At 69.7% G+C, this 22468-nt stretch carries 26 protein-coding genes and 1 tRNA gene; 14 read left to right on the forward strand and 13 right to left on the reverse strand.

Features of this window, described 5'->3' with window-relative positions:
• Positions 1-59: 59 nt before the first annotated feature.
• Positions 60-233, forward strand: a complete 174-nt coding sequence (locus tag ACZ63J_RS26155; protein WP_465302242.1) for a hypothetical protein — start codon at positions 60-62, stop codon at positions 231-233.
• A gap of 5 nt (positions 234-238) precedes the next feature.
• Here ACZ63J_RS26155 and mscL read toward each other — a convergent pair whose 3' ends face one another.
• The 4 genes from mscL to ACZ63J_RS26175 all read right to left on the reverse strand — a co-directional run bounded on the left by mscL (position 239) and on the right by ACZ63J_RS26175 (position 2422).
• Positions 239-652 (reverse strand): large conductance mechanosensitive channel protein MscL, encoded by a 414-nt coding sequence (gene mscL, locus ACZ63J_RS26160; RefSeq protein WP_465406765.1) that lies wholly within the window; start codon positions 650-652, stop codon positions 239-241.
• A 33-nt stretch (positions 653-685) separates the two neighbouring features.
• Positions 686-1315, reverse strand: a complete 630-nt coding sequence (locus tag ACZ63J_RS26165; protein WP_465406763.1) for an SAF domain-containing protein — start codon at positions 1313-1315, stop codon at positions 686-688.
• A gap of 130 nt (positions 1316-1445) precedes the next feature.
• Entirely contained in the window at positions 1446-1745 is a 300-nt protein-coding gene (locus tag ACZ63J_RS26170; RefSeq protein WP_465302248.1) for an FmdB family zinc ribbon protein, read from the reverse strand.
• 86 nt (positions 1746-1831) lie between these two features.
• Positions 1832-2422, reverse strand: a complete 591-nt coding sequence (locus ACZ63J_RS26175) for a 5-formyltetrahydrofolate cyclo-ligase (protein ID WP_465406761.1) — start codon at positions 2420-2422, stop codon at positions 1832-1834.
• 24 nt (positions 2423-2446) lie between these two features.
• On the opposite strand from ACZ63J_RS26175, the gene ACZ63J_RS26180 reads away from it, so the two are divergent.
• The 5 genes from ACZ63J_RS26180 to ACZ63J_RS26200 all read left to right on the forward strand — a co-directional run bounded on the left by ACZ63J_RS26180 (position 2447) and on the right by ACZ63J_RS26200 (position 6408).
• A complete protein-coding gene (locus tag ACZ63J_RS26180) occupies positions 2447-3352 on the forward strand; it encodes a UTP--glucose-1-phosphate uridylyltransferase (protein WP_465406759.1) in 906 nt (301 codons plus the stop codon).
• On the forward strand, positions 3349-4626 hold the full coding sequence (glp, locus tag ACZ63J_RS26185; protein WP_465302254.1) for a molybdotransferase-like divisome protein Glp: 1278 nt from the start codon (positions 3349-3351) through the stop codon (positions 4624-4626). Before ACZ63J_RS26180 ends, glp begins: the two co-directional genes overlap by 4 nt.
• On the forward strand, positions 4626-5294 hold the full coding sequence (locus ACZ63J_RS26190; protein WP_465341388.1) for a GNAT family N-acetyltransferase: 669 nt from the start codon (positions 4626-4628) through the stop codon (positions 5292-5294). The genes glp and ACZ63J_RS26190 overlap by 1 nt, the downstream gene beginning before the upstream one ends.
• Positions 5295-5456: 162 nt before the next feature.
• Positions 5457-6281, forward strand: coding sequence for a divisome protein SepX/GlpR (sepX, locus tag ACZ63J_RS26195; RefSeq protein WP_465406757.1), 825 nt, complete (start codon positions 5457-5459; stop codon positions 6279-6281).
• Positions 6282-6335: 54 nt separating this feature from the next.
• A tRNA-Ala gene (locus tag ACZ63J_RS26200) sits at positions 6336-6408 on the forward strand.
• Between the two features lie 133 nt (positions 6409-6541).
• Here the strand turns inward: ACZ63J_RS26200 and ACZ63J_RS26205 are convergent.
• The 3 genes from ACZ63J_RS26205 to ACZ63J_RS26215 all read right to left on the reverse strand — a co-directional run bounded on the left by ACZ63J_RS26205 (position 6542) and on the right by ACZ63J_RS26215 (position 8195).
• Positions 6542-7120, reverse strand: coding sequence for a VOC family protein (locus ACZ63J_RS26205; protein WP_465406755.1), 579 nt, complete (start codon positions 7118-7120; stop codon positions 6542-6544).
• Between the two features lie 131 nt (positions 7121-7251).
• Positions 7252-7707, reverse strand: coding sequence for an SgcJ/EcaC family oxidoreductase (locus tag ACZ63J_RS26210; protein ID WP_465302262.1), 456 nt, complete (start codon positions 7705-7707; stop codon positions 7252-7254).
• Positions 7708-7736: 29 nt separating this feature from the next.
• A complete protein-coding gene (locus ACZ63J_RS26215) occupies positions 7737-8195 on the reverse strand; it encodes an SgcJ/EcaC family oxidoreductase (RefSeq protein WP_465302264.1) in 459 nt (152 codons plus the stop codon).
• A 216-nt stretch (positions 8196-8411) separates the two neighbouring features.
• On the opposite strand from ACZ63J_RS26215, the gene tpx reads away from it, so the two are divergent.
• From tpx to ACZ63J_RS26230, 3 genes are all read left to right on the forward strand, one after another.
• Positions 8412-8924 (forward strand): thiol peroxidase, encoded by a 513-nt coding sequence (gene tpx / locus ACZ63J_RS26220; protein ID WP_465302266.1) that lies wholly within the window; start codon positions 8412-8414, stop codon positions 8922-8924.
• Between the two features lie 94 nt (positions 8925-9018).
• Positions 9019-9483 (forward strand): SgcJ/EcaC family oxidoreductase, encoded by a 465-nt coding sequence (locus ACZ63J_RS26225; RefSeq protein WP_465406753.1) that lies wholly within the window; start codon positions 9019-9021, stop codon positions 9481-9483.
• Positions 9484-9512: 29 nt separating this feature from the next.
• The gene (locus ACZ63J_RS26230; protein ID WP_465302270.1) at positions 9513-9983 is read left to right on the forward strand and encodes an SgcJ/EcaC family oxidoreductase; all 471 of its coding nucleotides are present in this window, start codon (positions 9513-9515) and stop codon (positions 9981-9983) included.
• Between the two features lie 119 nt (positions 9984-10102).
• Here ACZ63J_RS26230 and ACZ63J_RS26235 read toward each other — a convergent pair whose 3' ends face one another.
• The gene (locus ACZ63J_RS26235) at positions 10103-11284 is read right to left on the reverse strand and encodes an acyl-CoA dehydrogenase family protein (RefSeq protein WP_465406751.1); all 1182 of its coding nucleotides are present in this window, start codon (positions 11282-11284) and stop codon (positions 10103-10105) included.
• A 237-nt stretch (positions 11285-11521) separates the two neighbouring features.
• Here ACZ63J_RS26235 and ACZ63J_RS26240 point away from each other — a divergent pair, with 237 nt between their 5' ends.
• Positions 11522-12685: an epoxide hydrolase family protein gene (locus ACZ63J_RS26240; RefSeq protein WP_465406749.1), complete on the forward strand. Its 1164-nt coding sequence runs from the start codon at positions 11522-11524 to the stop codon at positions 12683-12685.
• A gap of 81 nt (positions 12686-12766) precedes the next feature.
• On the opposite strand, the gene ACZ63J_RS26245 is transcribed toward ACZ63J_RS26240, so the two are convergent.
• A complete protein-coding gene (locus ACZ63J_RS26245; protein WP_465406747.1) occupies positions 12767-13336 on the reverse strand; it encodes a dihydrofolate reductase family protein in 570 nt (189 codons plus the stop codon).
• A 218-nt stretch (positions 13337-13554) separates the two neighbouring features.
• On the opposite strand from ACZ63J_RS26245, the gene ACZ63J_RS26250 reads away from it, so the two are divergent.
• From ACZ63J_RS26250 to ACZ63J_RS26265, 4 genes are all read left to right on the forward strand, one after another.
• Positions 13555-15060 (forward strand): APC family permease, encoded by a 1506-nt coding sequence (locus tag ACZ63J_RS26250; protein WP_465406745.1) that lies wholly within the window; start codon positions 13555-13557, stop codon positions 15058-15060.
• 37 nt (positions 15061-15097) lie between these two features.
• Positions 15098-16645 (forward strand): GMC family oxidoreductase, encoded by a 1548-nt coding sequence (locus ACZ63J_RS26255; protein ID WP_465341396.1) that lies wholly within the window; start codon positions 15098-15100, stop codon positions 16643-16645.
• Positions 16646-16753: 108 nt separating this feature from the next.
• A complete protein-coding gene (locus ACZ63J_RS26260) occupies positions 16754-17494 on the forward strand; it encodes a DUF899 domain-containing protein (protein WP_465406743.1) in 741 nt (246 codons plus the stop codon).
• 160 nt (positions 17495-17654) lie between these two features.
• The gene (locus ACZ63J_RS26265) at positions 17655-18089 is read left to right on the forward strand and encodes a VOC family protein (protein WP_465406741.1); all 435 of its coding nucleotides are present in this window, start codon (positions 17655-17657) and stop codon (positions 18087-18089) included.
• A 96-nt stretch (positions 18090-18185) separates the two neighbouring features.
• Here the strand turns inward: ACZ63J_RS26265 and ACZ63J_RS26270 are convergent, their stop codons facing one another.
• The 4 genes from ACZ63J_RS26270 to ACZ63J_RS26285 form a co-directional block, all read right to left on the reverse strand.
• Entirely contained in the window at positions 18186-18962 is a 777-nt protein-coding gene (locus tag ACZ63J_RS26270; protein WP_465302287.1) for an acetoin reductase, read from the reverse strand.
• A gap of 68 nt (positions 18963-19030) precedes the next feature.
• Positions 19031-19489, reverse strand: coding sequence for a nitroreductase family deazaflavin-dependent oxidoreductase (locus ACZ63J_RS26275; RefSeq protein ID WP_465406739.1), 459 nt, complete (start codon positions 19487-19489; stop codon positions 19031-19033).
• A 135-nt stretch (positions 19490-19624) separates the two neighbouring features.
• Positions 19625-20965, reverse strand: a complete 1341-nt coding sequence (locus ACZ63J_RS26280) for a nucleotide disphospho-sugar-binding domain-containing protein (protein WP_465341399.1) — start codon at positions 20963-20965, stop codon at positions 19625-19627.
• 169 nt (positions 20966-21134) lie between these two features.
• The gene (locus ACZ63J_RS26285; RefSeq protein ID WP_465406737.1) at positions 21135-22319 is read right to left on the reverse strand and encodes a macrolide family glycosyltransferase; all 1185 of its coding nucleotides are present in this window, start codon (positions 22317-22319) and stop codon (positions 21135-21137) included.
• Positions 22320-22468: the final 149 nt, after the last annotated feature.

The following is a 22468-nucleotide window of genomic DNA, read 5'->3' on the forward strand; positions in this document are numbered from 1 at the left end:
TCCCGGCTTCGAGGTTCGCTCTGGAGTTGTCAAAGAACGCGTCGTGGGACACTGGGCGCATGCCGGGACCGGAGCGCGACCCCAAGACCAGTGGCGAGTGGCGCCGCCGGGTGGACGAGATCTTCGGGGACGTCCTGCCCGAGACGACCTCCGACGAACGTGACCCCGACCGGCGCACCGGCCTCCCGGACGACTGGTACCGGGAGAACCGGCCACCGCACCACGACCGCTGACGGCTTCAGCCGCGGCCGTTGTCGCGCTGGGCCTGGGCGCGCAGCAGGTCGCGGATCTCGATGAGCAGCTCGACGTCGGTCGGCTCCGCCGGGCCCGGCTCCTGGCCGCGCTTGCGCCGCTCCTGGACGTGCTTCACCGGCAGCACGATCACGAAGTAGACCACCGCCGCGACCAGCACGAAGTTGATCGCCGCGTTGATCACGTTGCCGACGTCCAGGAACGTCGAGGGGTTGTTGTCGAAGATCTGGTAGCCGAGGCCCTTGGCGGCCTCCGTGCCGCCGATCGTGCTGATGAGCGGCTTGACGAGGCCGTTCGTGAACGCCGTGACGATCGCCGTGAACGCCGAGCCGATGACCACCGCGACGGCGAGATCAACGACGTTGCCGCGCATCAGGAAGTCTTTGAAGCCTTTGAACACTGGTTCTCCTCACGAACGAGACGGGGGCGTGGGCTAGCGGAGAGTAACCGTTACCGGTCGCTCCAGTGAAATCGCCGCCACCCTCGTCGCAACCGCCTCCGGGAGCCGGAGCAGCACCAAGGGTCCTTTGGCCGCGGACGCCTCACGCTTTCCCACCGTCACCACCGTCGCACCAACGGCCAGCACGGACGCGGGCACCCCCGGTTCCGGCGCCGCCACGACGTCGACGCGCTGGCCAGGCCGCAGGAGCTCGGTGACGGCCGCGTCGGCCAGCCGGACCGGCACGGTCGCCGTGCCGGGATCACCCGAGGCGGGGATGGCCGAAGCCAGGCGGACGTCGGTCAGCGGCTCACCGGCCCGGACGGCGCCCGCCAGCAGCTGCCCGTCGACGACGTCGAGGGTGCTCAGCACGCCCGACGGACGTGCGTCGTCGGGGAGGTCGGCCAGCCGGACGTCGGCGGCGCGCAGAGCCGCGCCGGAAGGGAGGTCGTGCGCCGCGACGACCGTCGGAGTCGTCGGCGCGCCTCGCGCGGAGCCGGGATGGGCGAACAGCAGAGCGCCGGTCAGCAGCAGGCAGGCGGCGAGCCAGCGGCGCATCAGCCGCGTCCGCCGGCCCCGCAGCCGGGTCAGATCAGGTGGGTGGAACTTCGCCAGGACGTCCACGGGTCCCCCTCGGTCGGATCGGGTGCGGCGCGGTGCCGCACGAGATCGACGTTAGGGAAGCCGGACGAGCCGCCGGAAGGGCTTCGTCCGGCATCTGTGGACAACCGGGGTGTTGTGGACAACTCGCGGCTCAGGAGGCCGCGGCGGTCGTCTTCGTCGTGGTCGAGGAGGAAGATGCCGAGCTCGTGTCCGACTTCGTCTCGGTCTTGGTCTCGCTCTTCGCCGGGGCCGACGCGGTGCTCGACTTGCTCGAGTCGCGCGAGTCGGTGCGGTAGAAACCGCTGCCCTTGAAGACGACGCCGACCGAGCTGAAGACCTTGCGCAGCGTGCCGGAGCACTGCGGGCACACGGTCAGGCTGGGGTCCGAGAACGACTGCACGGCTTCGAACCGGTGGTCGCATTCTTTGCAGGCGTACTGGTACGTAGGCACTGACGGCTCCTTCACTGGCACTCATCCGACAAGAGTGCCAACCCAATTGTGCTGGATGACATTCCCCGAAAGCAATTCCTGGTTGCTCACATCGGCAGCTCCAGCACGCCTCGAGCGGGCGTCAAGGCCCCGCTCATGCGCACGTCGTGAGCCTCCCCGGGCAGCTGCTCGACCAGCTCTTCGTCCCGCACGACGGCGAGCAGGGCCGCTCCGGGCGCGGCGAACACCAGCGAGCGATCGTAGTGGCCGGCGCCCCGGCCGAGCCGCACGCCCCGGTGGTCGACGGCCAGCGCGGGCACCAGGACCAGCTCCGCCGCGCCCACGGCGCCGGCACCCAGGCGTTTCCCGCCGGGCTCGCGGATCCCGCGGAACAGGCTGGGGACGAGATCGGCCTCGCCGGTGTACTCGGCCCAGTCGAGCGGTTCCGACCGCGACCGGATGACCGGCAGCAGCACCCGCGCCCCGCCGGCGGCCAGCGCGTCGGCGAGCGTCGCCGTGCCCGGTTCGGCGCCGAAGGGAAGGTAGGCGCACACGGTCGTGGCTGTGACCTTCGACACCGCGTTGACCAGCGCCGACGCCTCCTGGGCGTGCGATTCGGGGGTCTGGGCCGCTCGCGCGCCCGAAAGCCGCGCACGCCACTCCGCCTTGCTCAGGTGCTCATTGCCCAGCGCATGCATGACCTCACGTTAGGCTTTGCGCCCATGACGGGCGCCGCAACCTCCCAGACGTTCAGAACCGCCATCGTGCCTGCCGCCGGCCTCGGCACGCGCTTCCTGCCGGCGACGAAGGCCGTGCCCAAGGAGCTGCTGCCGGTGGTGGACACGCCGGGGATCGAGCTGGTCGCGGCCGAGGCCGCCGCCGCGGGCGCCGAACGCCTGGTCATCGTGACCTCGCCGGGCAAGGACGCCGTCGTCCGGTACTTCGAGGAGCAGCCCGAGCTCGAGAAGAACCTCGAGGCCAAGGGCAAGACCGAGCTGCTGGAGAAGGTGCGTCGCGGGTCCGCCCTGCTCGCCGTCGAGACCGCCATCCAGGAGCAGGCGCTCGGGCTCGGCCACGCCGTCGCGCAGGCCGAGCCGAACCTGAAACCGGACGACGAGGCCGTCGCCGTGCTGCTGCCGGACGACCTCGTGCTACCCACCGGCGTGCTCGAGCGGATGAGCGCGGTGCGGGCGCAGTACGGCGGCAGTGTGCTCTGCGCGTTCGACATCCCGAAGGCCGACATCTCGCCGTACGGCGTCTTCGACGTCACCGACACCGACGACGAAGACGTCAAGCGCGTGCACGGGATGGTCGAGAAGCCGAAGCCGGAGGACGCGCCGTCGACCTACGCCGCAGCCGGCCGGTACCTGCTCGACCGGGCGATCTTCGACGCGCTGAAGCGGATCACCCCGGGCAGCGGCGGGGAGCTGCAGCTGACCGACGCCGTCGCGCTGCTGATCACCGAAGGACACCCCGTGCACGTCGTCGTGCACCGCGGCGGCCGCCACGACCTGGGGAATCCGGGTGGTTTCCTGCGCGCCGCGGTCGATTTCGCGCTTGAAACGCCCGAGTACGGTCCATCTTTACGGGCGTGGCTGACGGAACGGATCGGGACAGATCGCCCATGACGGAATCCCTCGACGCGGCACGGCCCGAAGTGGCCGAGGAGGAGGCCGAGTTTCGCTCGGTCGACGCGCAGATCTCGATGACGCTGGACGCCGCCGTCCGGCCCCAGCCGGTGCGGGTGGCGATCTCCGAGGCCCAGGGCCTGCTCTGCGCCGAGGAGGTCGTCGCCGAGCACGCGCTGCCCGGCTTCGACCAGGCCGCGGTCGACGGGTACGCGGTGCGCAGCGTCGACGTCCGCGCCGCCGGCGAGGAGCCCGTGCAGCTGCCGGTCGTCGGGGAGATCGCGGCGGGCTCGCGCCAGCCGCGGCGCCTGCAGCCCGGCCAGGCGGTGCGGGTCGACACCGGCGCGCCGCTGCCGACGCTGGCCGACGCCGTCGTGCCGCTCGCCTACACCGACGGGCACCAGGCCCGGGTCACCGTGCACCGCTCGGTGCCGTCGGCGGGGTACGTGCGCCGCGCCGGCGAAGACGTCCAGATCGGCGACGTCGCGGTCCGCAACGGCGACACGATCGGCTCCGCGCAGGTCGGCCTGCTCGCCGCCGTCGGCCGCGCGAAGGTCCTCGTCTACCCCCGGCCGCGGGTCTCGATCGTGTCGGTCGGCGACGAGCTGGTCGACATCGACCGGACGCCGTCGGTCGGGCAGGTCTACGACGTCAACTCCTACGCGCTGGCCGCGGCCGCGCGGGACGCGGGCGCCGAGGTCAGCCGGGTCGGCATCGTGGCGAGCGAGCCGAAGCGGCTGCGGGAGATCGTCGAGGGCCGGCTGCTGATGTCGGAGATCGTCGTGGTCGCCGGCGGCGCCGGGGGCTCCTCCGGCGACGAGGTCCACGCGGCGCTGTCCGACCTCGGCCGCATCGACATGACGCGGGTGGCGATGCACCCCGGCTCGGTGCAGGGGTTCGGCCGGCTCGGGCCCGACTCGGTGCCGACGTTCCTCATCCCGGGCAACCCGATGAGCGCGCTGGTGGTGTTCGAGGTGCTGGTGCGGCCGCTGATCCGGGCGGCGCGCGGGACCCGCAACCCGCACCGGCGGATCGTCGGCGCGCGGCTGCTGTCGCCGATCACCTCGACCGAGGGGCGGCGTGGTTACCTGCGCGGCCAGCTCCTGCGCGACGAGGCCAACGGCGAGTACCTCGTCCAGCCGCTCGGCCAGTCCGGGGCGCACCTGCTCGCGTCGCTGGCCGAGGCGAACTGCCTGATCAACGTGCCGGAAGAGATGACCGACGTCCCCGCGGGCGAGCAGGTCCAGGTCACGTTCCTGGCGCAACGGGCCTGATGAACTCCGTGTCCGGCGTGTCCTACCCGGTCGAAAGCCGCCACCCGGGCTGGCCGGCGCGGCTCGGGCCGCTGCGCGTGCCCGCGGGCGAGGTCGCGGTCCGGCCGGTCCGGCTGCGCGACGCCGGCGAGTGGAGCCGGATCCGGCTCCGGGACCGGGCGCACCTCGAGATGTGGGAGCCGACCGGCGTCGGCCCGTGGCCGGAACGCAACGCCTTCTGGTCGTGGCCGTCGCAGTGGGCGGCGCTGCGTTCGCTCGCACGGCGTGGTCAGTGCCTGCCCTTCACGATCACCCTGAACGGTCGTCTGGCGGGCCAGATCACTGTGGGTAACGTCATCCGGGCGTCGCTGCGGTCCGCCTGGATCGGGTACTGGGTGTCGTCCGACGTGGTCCGCGGCGGGGTCGCGACGGCCGCCGTCGCGCTCGTCACCGACCACGCCTTCGGCCCGGCCGGGCTGCACCGGCTGGAGGCCACCGTGCGCCCGGAAAACGTCGCCAGCCTGCGGGTTCTCACCAAGGCGGGCTACCGGCAGGAGGGGCTGTTCGAGCGCTACCTCGACGTCGCCGGTGCTTGGCGCGACCACTACTGCTTCGCCGTGACGCGCGAGGAGACCGGGTCCGGGCTGGTGTCCCGGCTCGTCTCGGCGGGCCGCGCGGACTACGCCTGACGGTGATTACCCACCCGGGTCAGTGAGCGCGTTACCACATGCTGTGAGAATCACCTAATCCGGTGAGGCATTTCCGTGATCGAACCCGGCGAGCCTCCGCCCGATCTGTTACTCCTGTGACTAGCGTGATTTCAGGTGAAGGATCGGGGGAGGTGACGGGAGATGCCCAGTTCCGTGATCATCGTCGCGCTGGCCGCGGCATGGCTCGTCGTACTCGTGCCCATGGTCGCGCGCAGACGGCAGCAGGTCGCCCGGACGACCGACTCCGCGCTCGCGGCCAGGGTGGTGCGCAGTGGACGCAACGAAGACCGGGAGGAATTCGCCATGTCCGACCAGCCGGTGAAGTCCCGGCCCTCGGTCGAGGACGACCTCGCGGAGCTCGAAGCCGAGCTCGACGAGGACCTCGAAGACGAGGAGCCCGAACCCGACCCGCTCCCGCAGCCCAAACGCGGCTCGCGAGCCGAGCGCGACCGGCCCGGCTACCGGCCCGGCCGCGGCGGCTTCGACCCCGAAGCGGCGGAGATCGCGGCCCGCGCGAAGTACGGCTTCCGGCAGCGCGTCGTCGTCATCCTGCTCGTGATCGCGGTGGCCACCGCCGCCGTGGCGGGCTTCCTCACCCCGCTGGCTTGGTGGGGCCACGGCGCCGCCGACGTCGCGCTGGTCGGGTACCTCGTGTACCTGCGCCGGCAGGTGCGCATCGAGGAGGAGATCCGGCAGCGCCGGCTCGCCCGCTTCAACAGCACCCGCGCGCCGCGGCACCCCGAGCCGCGTCCGGAGATCGAGGAAGAGGAGCCGGTCGAGCTCGACGAGGCCGAGGACGTCGAGGTCGTCGAGCCGGTCCGGCGCGAGGTCGTCGAGCGCCGCCCGTCACCGACGTCCCGCGTCCGCCGCAGCGCGGTCGTCGTCGACCTCGACGACGAGGACCCCGCGTTCGAGGAGCTCGACGAGCCCGGGACCGGGCCTTACCGCCGGGCCGTCGGAGAGTGACCCCCCGGCGGATTGTGCTCGCAGGGCACTGCTAAGCTCTACGAGCACGATCAAGGGGCTGTAGCGCAGTTGGTAGCGCGTCTCGTTCGCATCGAGAAGGTCAGGGGTTCGATTCCCCTCAGCTCCACGCTTAGGTGGCCCGTGCCCGCAAAGGGCGCGGGCCTTTTGCGTGGAGCTTCTCTGTTTTGTGGGGGTGCAACCCCCACGCCCCGCCCGGAGGGCTTCGCCCCCGGACCCCCGGCCGTGGTCACCTTTTGTTGTCAGCGATCTTTGAGTCGTTCGATGAGTTCGTCGCGGTAGTCCTGGGCTGCCTGGAGCTCTGGTTCGTTGCCGGTTGCTCGCTTCAGGGCGCCTTCGAGGATCTTCAGGCCTTGGGGTTCGTTGCCGCGGGCGTCTGCCTGTCTTGCCGCGTTCTCCAGGGCTTTGGCCAGCTTCGTCTGTGCCTCGGGTTCCTTGGTGGCCCTGTTGATCCGGATCCAGTTGCCGCCTGGGTCGATGACCGTGAAGCCCGTGTAGCGGTCGTTGCGCAGCCGGGGGCGGGTTATGCGGGGGATGCCGGAGACGAGCAGTTTTCCGTGTACCGAGCGCATTCCGGCCGCGAACGCCTCGAACAGCTCGCTGGTGTCCGGGACGATCACCAGACACGTGCTGTACGACTGCGCCGGGTCGTAGCCTTCCATGCCGAAGAAGTGCAGGTTGATGTCTTCCCGTCGCACCGCTACGTGCGGGTTCGGCCGCGTCTGCCGGTAGGTGATCTCGAAGCCGAGCATCTCGTAGAACGACGCGATCTCGTTGATGGACGGACAGGGCAGGAGGGGAATCGTCAGTTCGTTCGCCACCGCCCGAACGTAAGCCCGGGACCGCCGAAACGACACGGAGCTATTTGCTCGTGCGAACGGGACTCGGGTCCGGGAAGGCGCGAAAGCCACCTCGAGGTCTTTTCCCCGAGGTGGCCTTCAGCATGGTGGACTCAGCCGCGGAGGGGGCTGGTCTGGTAGTTGACGAGCTTGTAGTCACCGGATTCCTTGCGGACCACCCAGGTGGCCCGGTTCTCGTTCTCCGGGGCGATTTCGGTCGCTCCGTCGGCGAGGATGCCGCCCTTGGTGATGGCCAGCGCGACACCGTCGGTGAGGAACTTGATGCGGACCGGCTCGTCGGAGACCTTGGTGCCCCGGTAGTCGCCGGCGAACAGCTCGGTCAGGTGGGTGCGGATGGCCTCACGGCCGCGCAGCTGCTCGTCGCCGACCAGCATGCTGCCGTTGTCGGTGAACAGGTCCGCGATCGCGTTGGCGTCGCCGGCGTCCCACGCGGCCCGCAGCCGCAGCGGCACCGTCAGCACCGCTCCTTCTTCGCCGTTGGGGAACTCGCCGTAGTACCCGGCCCACTGCTTCGCCTGCGCGACCAGGTCGGCTGCCTTGGAACTCATGAATTTCTCTCCTTGGGGAACGAGGGGAACTACCAACGAAGGGTGGCGCCGGCGCCGCGCGGGCTGTTCTGGTAGCCGGCCAGGTACCACTCGCCGTCGCGCTTGACCGTGATCCAGCTCGAGCGCACCGCCAGCTCCGGCGCGATCTCGGTCTCGCCGGCGGCGAGGATGCCGCCGTGGGTGCGGATCAGCGCGACGTCATCGGTCACGAACCGCAGGTCCACCGGCTGCCCGGTGACACCGCTGTCCTTGAACGGCCCGGCGTAGGCCGCCTTCATGAAGACGCGGATCTCCTCGCGGCCTTCCTTGTACACGTCGCCCGGCAGGATCAGGATGCCGTCCTCGACGAAGACGTCGGCAACACCGTCGGCGTCGTTCTTCGCCCAGGCCGCCACGAGCCGCAGCGGGACGCTGAGCACCTCCTTCTCCTTGTCGCTGGTGAACTCTCCGTAGTAAGCGTCCAAACGAGCCTGTTCGGTCGTCGTCATTCCGGCCCTCTTCTCGCGGGTTACGGGGGTCGGTCTGCCGATGAGGACACGACAAACCTCCCCACGATGGTCGCGGCCGACCCGGCGGCGACGCGTCTTCATTCATGCGGCAGCTCAGGAGACGCCGGGGTCGTGGCGGCGCTGCAACGCTGGCGCGGACCTGTTCCGACCCAGAAAGCGGTCCAGTCCATGAATGCGATTCCCGAACGTGCCGGAGTGGTGACCTTCCGCGGCCGCCCGGTCACCCTCGTCGGCCCGGTTGTGACGACGGGGGACGCGGCGCCGGACTTCACTGTCGTCGCCCCCGACATGTCCCCGCTGACCTTCTCCACGCTCTCCGGGACGGTCCGCGTCATCTCCGTGGTGCCGTCGCTGGAGACGCCGGTGTGCGACCTGCAGACCCGCCGCTTCAACGACGCCGTCGCGGAGCTCGGCGAGGTCACCGTGCTGACCGTTTCGGTCGACCTGCCCTTCGCGCAGGCCCGCTGGTGCGGCGCGACCGGAGCGGACGCCGTCCGCGTCGTCTCCGACCACCGCGACCTCTCGTTCGGCACGGCGTACGGCGTGGCGATCAAGGAGTTCCGCCTCCTCGCGCGTGCGGTGTTCGTGGTCGACGCGACCGACACCGTCGTGTACGCCGAGTACGTCCCGGCGATCGAGGAGCAGCCCGACTACGACGCCGTCATCGCCGCCGCGAAGGCCGCCGAGGGCACCCGCCGGGCCGCCTGACCGGCCGCACCGGCAATGCAGAAGGCGCTCCTGGCCTGGGCGGCTGCCACGCTGGGAACGACAACCGACCGGTGACAGAAGGGAGGGGACACCCGTGTCCTCTGAAGTCGACGAGTCCACATTGGACGACTACTACGGTCCGTTCACCAGCGAGCGCGAAAAGGAGGTGCTCGGCGTGCCGCTGCGCCTGGTCGAGGCCTGGGCGCGCAACGACGTGGACGCCGTGGTGAACGTGTTCACCAAGGACGGCACCCTGATCCTGCCCGGCGACGTGTACAAGGTCGGCCGCGACGAGATCCGGTCGTTCCTGTCCGCGGCGTTCGCCGGACCGTTCAAGGGTTCCCGGATCACCGGCAAGCCGGTCGACCTGCGGCTCGTGAACGACTCCGTCGCGCTCATCCGCACCCACGGCGGCATCCTCGCGCCGGGCGAGACCGAGATCTCGCCGGAGCTCGCCGTCCGCTCCACCTGGACCGTGGCCAAGGCCGACGACGGCGTCTGGTACCTGGCCGGCTACCAGAACAGCCCGCGCGGCACCGGCGCGACGCTGCGCTGGTAGCCCCGATCCTCGGACGAAGGAGACCCGCTATGACCGCTCCGACCACCGCGCCGGAAATCCTGGCCTCGTACGGGATCGAGGAGGACACCTCGTTCTACCACGAGTTCACCGATCCCCGTGACCGCGTGGCGCTGACCGTGCCGCTGCGCATCACGCACGCGTGGGCCGCCAACGACGCGGACGAGTTCGCGTCGGTGTTCACCGAGAACGGCAGCCTGCTCATGCAGGACGAGCAGCTGACCAGCCGCGAGCAGATCCGCGCGTTCATGAAGGCCGGCTTCGAGGGCGGCCTGCGCGGCGCGCACGTGAAGGGCTGGCCGCTCCAGGTGTCGTACCTGACCGACGACACCGTCATGGTGATCACCCAGGGCGGCATCGTCCTCGACGGCGAGACGGAAACCGCGCCCGCGCGCCGGATCCGCGCCACCTGGATCGTCACGAAGCAGGACGACGGGACCTGGGCGCTGCTGTCCCACCAGAGCAGCCCGATCGGCGGCTGAGCTCACCCCTGAGCCGCACAAAGCCCCCGGTCTCCTCGAAGTCGAGGAGACCGGGGGCTTTTCCTTGTGCCGGAAACGGAAGCCGGGTCCCCGGCGTGATGCCGAGGACCCGGGCCGGCTCAGATGTAGGGCGTGTTCGGCTCGAGCCCGCAGAGGGAACGGCCGTACAGCTCGAAGTTGGTGTGCGGGTGCATCAGGCCGTGGAGGCTGAACGCGTGGATGTCACGCCGGATCCGCTGGATCGGCTTGCTCAGCTTGATCGACGACCCGCCGCTCGCGCGCGCCAGGATGTCGACGGACTCTTCGACCAGCTGCACGAGGCGGCCGAGCCGGCCGCGGTTGTGCATCCGCTCTTCGAGCGTCCACTTCTCGCCGGCTTCGCCCTTCTTGTCGAGGCCGGAGGCCATCCGCCAGGCGTAGTACTCGGCTTCTTCGAGCTTGAGCGCCGCCTCGGCGATCTCGAAGTGCGTGATCGGGGCTTCGCTCTGGAGGCCGTAGTCGGTGAACGCGATCGGACGCCCCGCCAAGGACTTCTTGAACTCGGCCAGGGCCGCGCGGCCCATCCCGATGGCCACGGCGATGAAGCCGGACGCGCCGGTCGGGATCATCGGGGTGCGGAACACCGGCGAAGTGGCGTTGAGCTCGGAGGCGAACTGCTCCTGGAGCACCAGCGGCATCGGCAGGACGCGCTCGGCCGGCACGAACAGGTTCTCGGCCACCGTGTTGACACTGCCGGTGCCGGCGAAGCCGGAGGTGTGCCAGTCGTCGTCGATCGTCAGGTCCGACATCGGCACCAGCGCGGCCACCGGCCACTGGCTGCCGTCCGGGGCGGGCGCCATCGCCATGATGGCCTGCCAGTGACTGTGCTTCGCGCCGCTGACGAAGTGCCAGCGCCCGTTGACGATCAGGCCGCCTTCGGTCTCGGTCGCGACGGCGGTCGGGCTCAGCGCGACGCAGATCCGCGTGGCCGGCGTGGCGAACACCTCGTCCTGGACGTGGTCCGGGAACGCCGCGGCCATCCAGTCGCCGATCGCCCACACCGCCGTGTTCCACCCGGCCGACGCGTCGGCCGCGGCGATGGTCGCCAGGACCTCGCCCATCTCGACCGCGCTCGTCTCGTGGCCGCCGTACCGGAGCGGACGGCGCATGTCGAACAGGCCGGCCTCGGCGATCGCCTCGACCACTTCGTCGTCCAAGGAGCGGTTCTGCTCCGACGATGCCGCCTTCGACTCGATCAGCGGCACCAGGTGTTCGGCCCGCTTCCGGAGCTCGTCGGCCGACACCAGGGCGTTTCCGGACATGACGTCCTCCAAATATGTCATCTGTCATCGCCGCTGCGTCGCTCGCGCGCGTTCCCCATCGACGATGCGGGAGGGGCCGGTGCGGGATCGTCTCCTCCGTTGCGCCGCGCCCGGGGGCCCGCAGCGGAGCAACGGTGGAGACGCCGGGGCACCCGGTCGCGACGACGATGGACCCCGGGTCTCCGGCGGGCACGCACGGACCCTTGTCCACCCCCCGGCCGAGGAAAGGTGACCTCGATGCGTCCCTATCGGATCGACATCCCCGATTCCGAGCTCGCAGACCTCCGTACGCGCATCGCCGCGACCCGCTGGCCGACCGCGGTTTCGGTCCCGGGCTGGGAGCGCGGCGTCCCCGCCGACTACCTCCGCGAGCTCGCGACGTACTGGCAGGGCACGTACGACTGGCGCGCCGCCGAGCGCGAGCTGAACCAGTACCCGCAGTTCATCACCGAGATCGACGGCGCCGACGTCCACTTCCTGCACGTCACCTCGGCGGAGCCGGGCGCGACGCCGCTGCTGCTCACGCACGGCTGGCCCGGTTCGATCGTCGAGTTCCTCGACGTCATCGGCCCGCTCACCGACCCGCGCGCGCACGGCCTCGACCCCGCGCAGGCCTTCCACCTGGTCATTCCGTCCATCCCCGGGCACGGCTTCTCCGGGCCGATCACCGAGCCCGGCTGGGACGTCAAGCGCGTCGCCGCGGCGTGGGCGGAGCTCATGGGGCAGCTCGGTTACGACCAGTACGTCACCGCGGGCGGGGACTGGGGCTCGATCATCTCCCTCGAGCTCGCCCACATCGCGCCCGAGCACGTGCGCGGTGCGTACGTGTCGATGCTGCTGACCGTGCCGTCCGGCGACCCCGCCGAGATGGGGACGCTCGACGAAGAGGACTTCGGCCGCCTGGCCGAGCTGGGCCGGTTCGACGCCGAGCTGTCCGGCTACATGAAGGTCCAGACCACTCGCCCGCTCACCGTCGGGTACGGCCTTACCGACTCGCCGGTCGGGCAGCTCGCCTGGATCGTCGAGAAGTTCCACGACTGGAACAAGGCCGTCAAGACGCCCGAGGAGGAGGTCGGCCGGGACCGCCTGCTGACCAACGCCACGCTCTACTGGCTGACCGGGACCGCGTCGTCGTCAGCTCAGTTCTACTACGAGTCCGCCGCGCACCTCGGCGCGATCTTCACCCCCGGGGTGCCGCCGGCGCCGGTCACCGTCCCGATCGGTGTCGGCGTCTTCGGGCAGGACCCGGGGCTGCCGATCCGGAAGTTCGCCGACCGGGACTACAGCACCATCACGCACTGGTCGGAGTTCGAGCGGGGCGGGCACTTCGCGTCGCTGGAGCAGCCGGAACTGTACGTCGGCGACCTGCGGACCTTCGTGGCCTCGCTGAACGGCCGGTAAAAACCGCAAAAAGAAACGGACGCCGGCGCTGCCCCTCTCGGCGGCGCCGGCGTCCGTTTTTCGGTGGTTCGGACTTTTTGCTTACTTCTTGACCGCATAGCGCAAAAGGACAACGCCGTTTTCGAACGAGGTGGCTTCGATGACCTCGAGGTTCTCGCTGCCCTCGAAGTAGCGCGTTCCCTTGCCGCGGGTGGCCGGGCAGACGCGCATCTGGACCTCGTCGACGACGCCCGCTTCGAACAGCGCGCGCACGAGGGTGAGGCTGCCCCACACCCAGATGTCCTTGCCCTTCTTCTTCTTGATTTCCTTGATCGTGGCGACCGGGTCGGCCGTGACCGTCGCGGCCGGCCAGTCCTCGCCCCACGGAGCCTCTTCGAGCGACGTGGACGCGACGTACTTGGTCAGGGCGTTGACCTTCTTGCCGTAGACACCCTGGTCTTCGGCGGTCGGCCAGTAACCGACGGACATGTTGTAGGTGTTGGCGCCGAGGATCATCGTGTCGACCGAGTCGATGAACGCCATCACGCTGTCCTGGAACGGACTCGTGGTGTTGTCGTCGAACGGCTCGCCGGACACGAAGCTCAGGCCGCCGTCTTCCTCGGCGACGATGTTGTCGACAGTGGCCCATTGCTGAACGATGAGTTTGCGCATGCGCCCGATGCTAGCAGAAAGCATTCCGCATACTCCCCATATGCGTTTCTCATAGGCTGTCCCGGTGATTCCGCATGGAATTCCCCGGCCAGCTCCGACGTTGCGGGGACGTCGTTTCGGCGCAGCAACGGAGAAGCCCCCGGGCGAGGGGTGCGCCACCCTGGACACGACCGCGAGCGGCGGCCCATCCCCAACGGCAACGAGAGCTGCAGGTAGCCATGAACCAGTCATCCCCACCACCGGAAAACCGGCTGCGCGGCACCTTGGGCACCCCGAAGATCGTGTTCCTCGTCGTGGCGGCGGCGGCGCCGATGGCGTCGATGATCGGCACCGTGCCGCTGGCGTTCGCCATCGGCAACGGCGCGGGCTTCCCCGCCATGTTCGTGTTCGCCGGGCTCACCCTGCTGTGCTTTTCCGTCGGCTACGCCACGATGAGCCGCCGGATCGTCGACACCGGCGGTTTCTACACCTACATCGGCGCCGGGCTCGGCAAGCGCGCGGCGGTCGGCGGCGGGCTGGTCGCGGCGATCGCCTACAACACCGCCACCGTGGGGCTCACCGGCGCGTTCGCCTACTTCGCGCAGCTGGCCGGGGCCGCGTTCGGGCTCGACCTGCCGTGGCCCGTCTGGGCCGGCGTCGGGCTGCTCCTGATGGGGCTGCTGGGGTACCGCGCGATCGACCTGAGCGTCCGCGTCCTCGCCGTGCTCATGCTGGCCGAGGTCGGCATCCTCGTGCTGCTCGACGGCGCCGTCATCGCGCGCCACGGCTTCGCGTCGTTCCCCAGCGCCTCCTTCTCGCCGGGCACGGTCTTCGGGACCGCCGTCGGCGTCTCGCTGATGTTCGCCTTCATCTCCTACATCGGCTTCGAGTCCGCGGCGCTGTACGGCGAAGAAGCCCGCAACCCCAAGAAGAGCGTGCCGCGGGCGACCTACATCTCCGTGGTGCTCGTGTCGGTGTTCTACGCGCTGAGCAGCTGGGTCGGGGTCGGCGCGGTCGGCCCGGACCGCCTGCAGGCCGCCGCCGGCGAGCAGCAGGGCCTGCTGTTCTTCAACCTCAGCGACGACTACCTCGGCACCGCCATCACCGGGATCATGCAGCTGCTGCTCGTCACCAGCCTGTTCGCCGGCATGCTCGCCATGCACGGCGCCGCGAACCGCTACCTGTTCGTGCTCGGCCGCGAGCGCGTGCTGCCGCGCTTCCTCGGCGCGTCGCGGCCGAAGTCGGGCTCCCCGCACAAGGCCAGCCTGACGCAGACCCTGTTCTGCGTGCTGGTCGTCGCGATCTTCGCGCTCGCCGGCGCCGACCCGTACCTCGGCCTGTCCACCACGATGGTCGGCCTCGGCACGCTCGGCATCATCGTGATCCAGGCCGCGGCCGCGCTGTCGGTGATCGGGTTCTTCGCCCGGCGCTCCGGACGGCACTGGTGGCGGACGTTCCTGGCGCCCGGGCTGGGCTTCGCCGGCCTCGCGGTGTCGGCCGTGCTGCTGATCGGCAACTTCTCGCTGCTGACCGGGAGCGAAAACCCCGTGGTGGCGTCGCTGCCGTGGGTGCTGCTCGTCGCGGCCGCCTTCGGCGTCGGCTACGCCACGTGGCTGAAGGCGCGCCGTCCCGAGCGGTACGCGGAGCTGGCCGCCGGCGCCGAGCGCGACCCGGACGGCGACGGCACCCCGGCCACCGGCCCGGTCCGGCTCGTCCGGCCGGAGCGCGACGACCTCGCCGCCTGACCCACCCACCACGGACTTCCCTTTGAGGAGCGCAAGAATGTACGACTACGTCATCGTGGGCGCCGGTTCGGCGGGGGCCGTGCTCGCCACCCGGCTGAGCGAGGACCCGGACGTCCGCGTCTGCCTGGTCGAGGCGGGCGGCCCGGACGCCGAGCAGGACATCCACGTCCCGGTCGGCTTCGCCAAGCTGTTCCGGACCGACTTCGACTGGGACCACGACACGCACGAGGAGCCGCACCTGCAGCGCCGGCGCGTCTACCTCGGGCACGGCCGGGTCCTCGGCGGGTCCAGCGCCACGAACAACATGATCTACGTCCGCGGCAACCGGCTCGACTTCGACGGCTGGGGACAGCCGGGCTGGAGCTACGCCGACCTGCTTCCGTGTTTCCTGCGCGCCGAGGACAACGAGCGCGGCGAGTCGGAGTTCCACGCCACCGGCGGCCCGCTGCGGGTGTCCGACGGCCGCTCGAAGAACCCGATGTCGGCCGCGTTCGTCGACGCGGCCGCGGAGGCCGGGTTCAAGCGCAACGACGACTTCAACGGCGCCGAGCAGGACGGCTTCGGCGAGTTCCAGGTCACCCAGCGCGACGGCCGCCGGGAAAGCACCGCGACCGCCTACCTGCACCCCGCCGCGGGCCGGCCGAACCTCACGGTCGAGACGAACCTGCGGGTGCACCGGGTGCTGGTCGAGAACGGCCGCGCGGTCGGGGTCACCGGCGTCCGCCACGGCGAGGAGGTGACTGTCCGCGCCGAGCGCGAGGTGGTCGTCTCCGCCGGGGCGTACAACTCGCCGCACCTGCTGCAGCTGTCCGGGATCGGGCCGGCCGGCCTGCTCGGCGCGCTCGGCGTGCCGGTGGTCGCGGACCTGCCCGCCGTCGGCGCGAACCTGCAGGACCACGCGATGATCCCGCTCGTCTACACCCACGAGCAGCCGATCAGCCTGCTCGCCGCGGGCGCGCCGGAGAACGTCGCGAAGTACATGGAGTCGGCGACCGGGCCGCTCGCTTCTAACGGTCCCGAAGCCGGCGGCTTCATCCGGACGTCGTCGGCGCTCGCCGCCCCGGACGCGGAGTTCCTGGCCGCGCCGGTGATGTTCTCCGACGGCGGGCTCGGCACGCCGACCGGGCACGCCGTGTCGTTCGGCCCGAGCATGCTGACCCCGCTCAGCCGCGGCAGCGTGTCGCTCGCTTCGCCGCACCCGACGGCGAAGCCGAAGATCGTGCACAACTACTTCGCCGAGCCCGAGGACCTGGCCGCCGCGGCCGAGGCGCTGCGGGTCGCGCTCGAGATCGCCCGGCAGCCGGCGCTGGCGCCGTACACCACGACGCCGTACCGCGTGCCCGAGTCGGGCTCGGACGCGGACCTGCACGCCTACATCCGGGCGTACGCGCACTCGACGTACCACCCGGCCGGCACCTGCGCGCTCGGCGCGGTGGTCGACCCGGGGCTGCGCGTGCACGGCGTCGAAGGCCTGCGGGTCGCCGACGCCTCGGTGATGCCGACCGGGGTGCGCGGCAACCCGAACGCGGCGGTGATCGCGATCGCCGAGCGCGCGGCCGAGCTGATCCGGGAGACCGCACGATAGGAGATGCGGCCGCCTGCCGATTCGTCCCAGAATCGCCAACAAACGCACTAGCCGGCCGAGTAGGCTGCCGATGCCATTTTCGCGTCGCCAGAGAGGGAAGGGGCGGCTATGAGCCTGCCGAAAATCGTTTCCCAGGACGAGTGGTACACCACGCACAAGGAATTCCTCGTCAAGGAGAAGGAGTTCACCCGGGCGAAGGATGCGCTGAGCGCGGCGCGCCGGGAACTGCCGATGACCGAGATCGAGAAGACCTACGTCTTCGACGGTCCGGCCGGCAAGCTCGACCTGGGTGACCTCTTCCAGGGCCGCCGTCAGCTCATCGTCTACCACTTCATGTTCCACCCCGACTGGGACGAGGGCTGCCCGGCCTGCTCGTTCCTCGTCGACCACTTCGGCAACTGGTCGCACCTGAACCAGCGCGACACGACGATCGCCGTCGTTTCGCGCGGGCCGCTGGCGAAGCTGCTCGCCTACCGGGAGCGGATGGGCTGGAACTTCGACTGGTACTCCTCGGGTGGCAGCGACTTCAACTACGACTTCCACGTCACCCTGGACGACAAGGTGGCGCCGCCGAACCACAACTTCGAGGACCGCGCGGCCCTCGAAGCGCGGGGCCTGACCGAGTTCCCCGGCATGGAGGTGCCCGGCATCAGCGTCTTCCTGCGTGATGGCGAGCGGATCTTCCACACGTACTCGACGTACGCGCGGGGGACCGAGGTGTTCGACTCGACGTTCCACGCGCTCGACCTGACGGCGCTGGGCCGGCAGGAGCCGTGGGAGAAGCCGGAAGACCGTTACTCCGGTCCGGTGAAGGGGATCCGCCGACACGACGAATACCCGGACGAGTAAAACCGGTTTTTCGGCGATTAAACCTTCCGGTGGCGATCGGGAAGGGCCTGCGGGCCATTCCCGGTCGCCATCTCGGCGTTCACGTGTGCGCCGCCGGGAAGGACCTCCGAAATTGCGGGGCCGCGCGGCGGAAAGTAACCGCGGCCCCTATACTGGGACCATGGCAATTCAACGACTGGACCACGTGGGCATTGTGGTCGAAGATCTCAAAGCCGCGGTCGCGTTCTTCCAGGAGCTCGGCATGGAGCTGGAAGGCGAGACGACGGTCGAAGGCAAGGCGACCGACCAGCTCATCGGGCTGGAAGGCGTCGTGTCGGACGTGGCGTTCGTCAAGACCCCGGACGGCAGCGGCCGGATCGAGCTGTCGGTGTTCCGCCAGCCGGTGGCCGAGGACTCCGCGCCCAAGGCGCCGCTGAACGTGCCGGGCATCCCGCGCATCACGTTCGTCGTCGACAACCTCAACGAGACCCTCGACCGCATGCGCGCCATCGGCACCGAGTTCGTGGGCGAGGTGGCGCGGTTCGGCAACTACTGCCTCTACTGCAACGTCCGCGGGCCCGAGGGTGTCATCATCGGGCTGGTCGAGGAGTTCTGACCGGCGGCACGAAAAAACGGACGCCGGCGATGTCGGGAAGAACGACATCGCCAACGTCCGTGCGGGGAGCTGCCGGGCGCCGGGAGGGCGTGCCGGCTACCGCATCACCATGCCGCCGTCGATGACGACGGACTGGCCGGTCATGAAGTCCGAGTCCGGGCCGGCCAGGTAGGACACGAAGTTCGCGACGTCCTCCGGCACCTCGACCCGGCGCAGGACGGCGCCCTGGGCGAACGTGGTCATCGTCTCGCGCGGCTCGTTGCCCAGCTTGGCGCCGAGCACCTTGTCGAGCTCCGCCCACATGTCGGTGTCGACGATGCCCGGGCAGTAGGAGTTGACGGTGATCTTGTGCTCCGCCAGCTCCATCGCCGCGCTCTGGGTGAAGCTCACGACGCCGAACTTCGTGGCCGAGTAGGCCGAGAATGCCGGGACACCGGTGTGGCCGGCGCCGGAAGCGGCGTTGATGATCTTGCCGCCACCGTTCTTCTTCATGGTCTCGGCGGCCGCCTGGATGCCGTACAGGACACCGAAGACGTTGACGCGGAACAGGTCTTCGAGGTCCTGAGGGGTGACCTCGAGCAGCTCCTTGGTCTGGCAGATGCCGGCGTTGTTCACCATGATGTCGAGCGAGCCCAGCGTGGTGAACGTTTCGTCGACGACGGCGAAGATCTTGTCCCGGTCGGACACGTCGCCGGGGACGACCACGGTCTTGCGGCCCAGGTCGTTGATCTCCTCGGCGGTCGCCTTGGCGGTGTCGGGGTTGATGTCGTTGATCGCGACGTTGGCCCCGTCCTTGGCGAGCCGCAGCGCGATCGCCTTGCCGATCCCCCGGCCGGCCCCGGTCACGAGCGCAGTTTTTCCAGCGAGAGTCAAGACCTTCTCCTTAGGTATCCGTGGTCAGTCGGGGCCACGGCGGTTTGCCGATGATCTTCTGGTTCTTTTCACGCGGCCGATTCGGAGCTCTGCTCGACCGGGGTCAGCACAAAGAGCGGAATCGAGCGGGTGGTCATCCGGGTGTAGTCCTCGAACTCCGGCCAGGTTTCGACGGCGCGGGCCCACCACGTGGCCTGCTCGTCACCGGTGATCTCCCGCGCGACGAACTCGCCCTTGACCGAGCCGTCCTGGATCTGCACGCGGGGGTCGCTGGAAATGTTGTAGTACCAGCCGGGATGCTTGTCGGAGCCGGCCGACGAAGCGACGAGGGCGTACTGCCCCTCGTGCTCGATCCGCATCACCGGGACCTTGCGCGTCTTGCCCGTCTTCGCGCCCTTGCTCGTGAGCAGGACGACCGGCCGGTCGTTGTACAGGTAACCGTCGGTGCCGTTCGAGACTTCGTACTTCTCGACGTATTGGCTGATGTACTCGACCGGACTCGGCGAGTATTCCCCGTCTGTAGGCATGATTCCATTTTCTCAGTCGTCGCGTGGCAAGGCCAGCAGTTCGGCAAGTGCGGAGAAGGAATTGGTTTTTCGATCTTTTCGACGACCGGGAGAACGGGAGCCGGCGGCGATCCCGCCACCGGCTCCCGTTTCCGGCTACCGGCTCTTGTGCTGCGCGGCGAGCCGCTCCAGGGTCGGGACGAACTCGCTCGGGCTGGGCTGCGCCAGCCAGTCGTTGCGCAGGCGGTCGGCCTGGTCCTGGAAGTGCTGCTCGTCCAGCACGCGCAGGATCTGCTCGCGCATCACCAGCGGGTCGGGCTTGCTGACGTCCATGACGAGACCGGCGCCCGAATCCGTGACGTACCGGGCCAGTGCCGGGCCGAGGCTGTAGCGCGAGCGGCCGAGCCGGTCGCCCGAGCCCGGGGTCACGTGGATGTCGTGGCCGACGAAGTCGACGACGATCTGCCGAACGCCGTTGGCGATCGCCGGCGTGACCGTGCCCATGCCGCCGTGGTGGATGAGCAGGTCGCACGTCTGGATCAGCTGGTTGAGCGGGACGAAGTCCACGACGCGCACGTTGTCCGGGATCTTGTCGACCTTCGACAGCTGCTTCTCGTTGAGCGTCGCGACGACCTCGATGTCCAGCACCGAAACGGCTTCCAGCAGCGCCGGGATGTGCGCCCAGCCCTCGGCCATGAACGACCGCTCGGACAGGCCGAGGGAGATGGCGACGCGGGGACGCTCCGGCTTCGGGTAGATCCAGTCGGGCATGACCTGCTGCTTGGCGTGCGGGATCCAGCGCAGCGACAACGGCTTCGCGGAGACGAACGGCCCGACCGCCGGCGGCTGCGGGTTCACCGTGAACTGCCCGACCAGCAGCTCCTGGTTCACCTCGACGCCGTAGCGGTCCGCCATCCCGCGGACGGTCTCGGCGAGCGGGTTGTCGACCTCGACGCCGGACTCCTTGACCCGGTTGACGCGGTCGATGCTGGCGCAGAAGACGTCCGGACAGGTCCACCAGCGCGCCTGCGCGGCCCCGACCGCCTTGCCCGCGACCGCGCCGCCCGGCATGCAGGGGTCCCACAGCACGAGGTCGGGCTGCCAGGTGCGGAAGAAGCTCACCAGGCCGTCCATCGCGGGCATCGGCTCGGCCGGGTCACCGCGGTAGGGCAGGAAGTCCCACATCGAAGGCACGTAGTACTGCGTGAGCACGTTCCAGTGCTCCCGGTCCGGGTCGTCCTTGGTGAACGCCAGGGCTTCGGTGATCTTCTTGAGGTCGACGCGCTCGTCGACGTACGGCGACGCCGGCCCGAGCAGCGGGGTGCTGTCGGCTTCGCAGATCGACACCGGGGTCAGGCCCATCGCGGCGACCTCGTCCGCGATCGCGGGGTGGGACGTGACGACGACCTCGTGGCCCGCCGCCTTGAGCGCCCACGCGAGGGGAACCAGGGGGTAGAGATGTGCTGAAGCCGGCCAGATGACGAATGCTACGCGCATTGCGAACTCCTTAGACGTTGCCTCGGTCCGACACCACGGTCTTCCGAAACCACCTTCACGGACCACCTCGGAATTGCGGTGAGTAAAAAACTCACGTCTTCGGGTGCTTGAGTGTGGGTTTTCGGGGCATTGTTTTCACCGGGACGACGGACGGGCGGGAACACGGGGCTCAGCGTGCGTAGGCTTCGAGGGCGTCGGCCCCCGCCTTCGCGCCACCGCAGTTCTCGATGATCTGCTGGTACCGCTTCACCCCGGCCAGGATCTCCTCGTCGTGCGTGATCTGTTCGACCGCGCTGCGCAGCGTCGCGGCGTCCAGCGTGGCGGGGTCGAGGACCCGAGAGAGGCTTTCCTGCTCGGCGCGCGTCGCGATCAGCTGGCACATCGGCACCGGCGGCACGATCACCATCGGGACACCGAGGGTGGTCGCGTCGAAGAGGGTCTTGATGCCCGTGTGCGACACGACCGCCGAGGCGTGCTTGAGGACGTCCAGCTGCGGGAAGTGCGGGCGGACGTCGAAGTTCGCCGGAATGGGGCCGAGCTCGCCGACGTCCAGCTTGTGCGCGGCCAGGGCGATGTTCCAGTCGAGGTCACCGAACGCCTCGAAGCACGTCTTGTAGAACTGCGGGTTGTTGTTGAACAGCGTGCCGAAGGAGATGAACAGCGTCTTCTTCGTGGGGTCCGCGGGCGCCCAGGTGCCGGCCTGCAGCTCGCTGTTGTCCAGCGGCCCGATGAACTGGAACCGCTCGTCGAACGTTTCGGGGCCGTACTGGAACTCCTTGGGGATCAGCACGAGGTTCAGGCCGTCCGGCGACGTCCCTTCGAGGGCGTCGTCCTTCCACTCGACGCCGTACTCCGCCGCGGTCTCCTTCATCGCCGCGAAGTAGTTGTGCCACGGCCACCCGGGGTCCTGCGCGGTCCAGTCGTCGGCGACGGCGATGGCGTCACGCATGCCGAGGGCTTCGTTGAACGCGAAGTGGGGCACCAGGGACGCGGCCGGCACGTCGAGGATCTTCGCCAGGATGCGGCCGGCTTCGGTGGTGAGGTCGTAGCAGAGCACGTCCGGCGGGTCGGCGGTGAACTCGCGCAGCAGGATCGGGAGGCTGTCGCGGACGCTGGTCGACATCGCCGACAGCATCTCGTCGACGCGCTCGTCGGTCGCGCCTTCCGGCCAGAACATGGGCGGCACCTTGGCCGGGATCTCGAGAACCTTCGCACCGGTGGCCGCGACCGCGGGCACGCACTCCGGGCCCGTCGCGTAGGTGACGCGGTGGCCACGGGCCAGCAGCTCCGGGACGAGCGGGAGCATCGGGTTGACGTGACCGTGGGCCGGCTGGACGACGATGGCGACATGCATGGATGTGGACCCCCGGAGTAGAGGAGTTTCGACGCGAAGAACGGGTGAATCGGGCTGGGGGGGGGGGGGGGGGGGGGGGGGGGGGGGGGGGGGGGGGGGGGGGGGGGGGGGGGGGGGGGGGGGGGGGGGGGGGGGGGGAAAAGGGGAGA

This window comes from Amycolatopsis sp. NPDC104863, assembly GCF_055582965.1.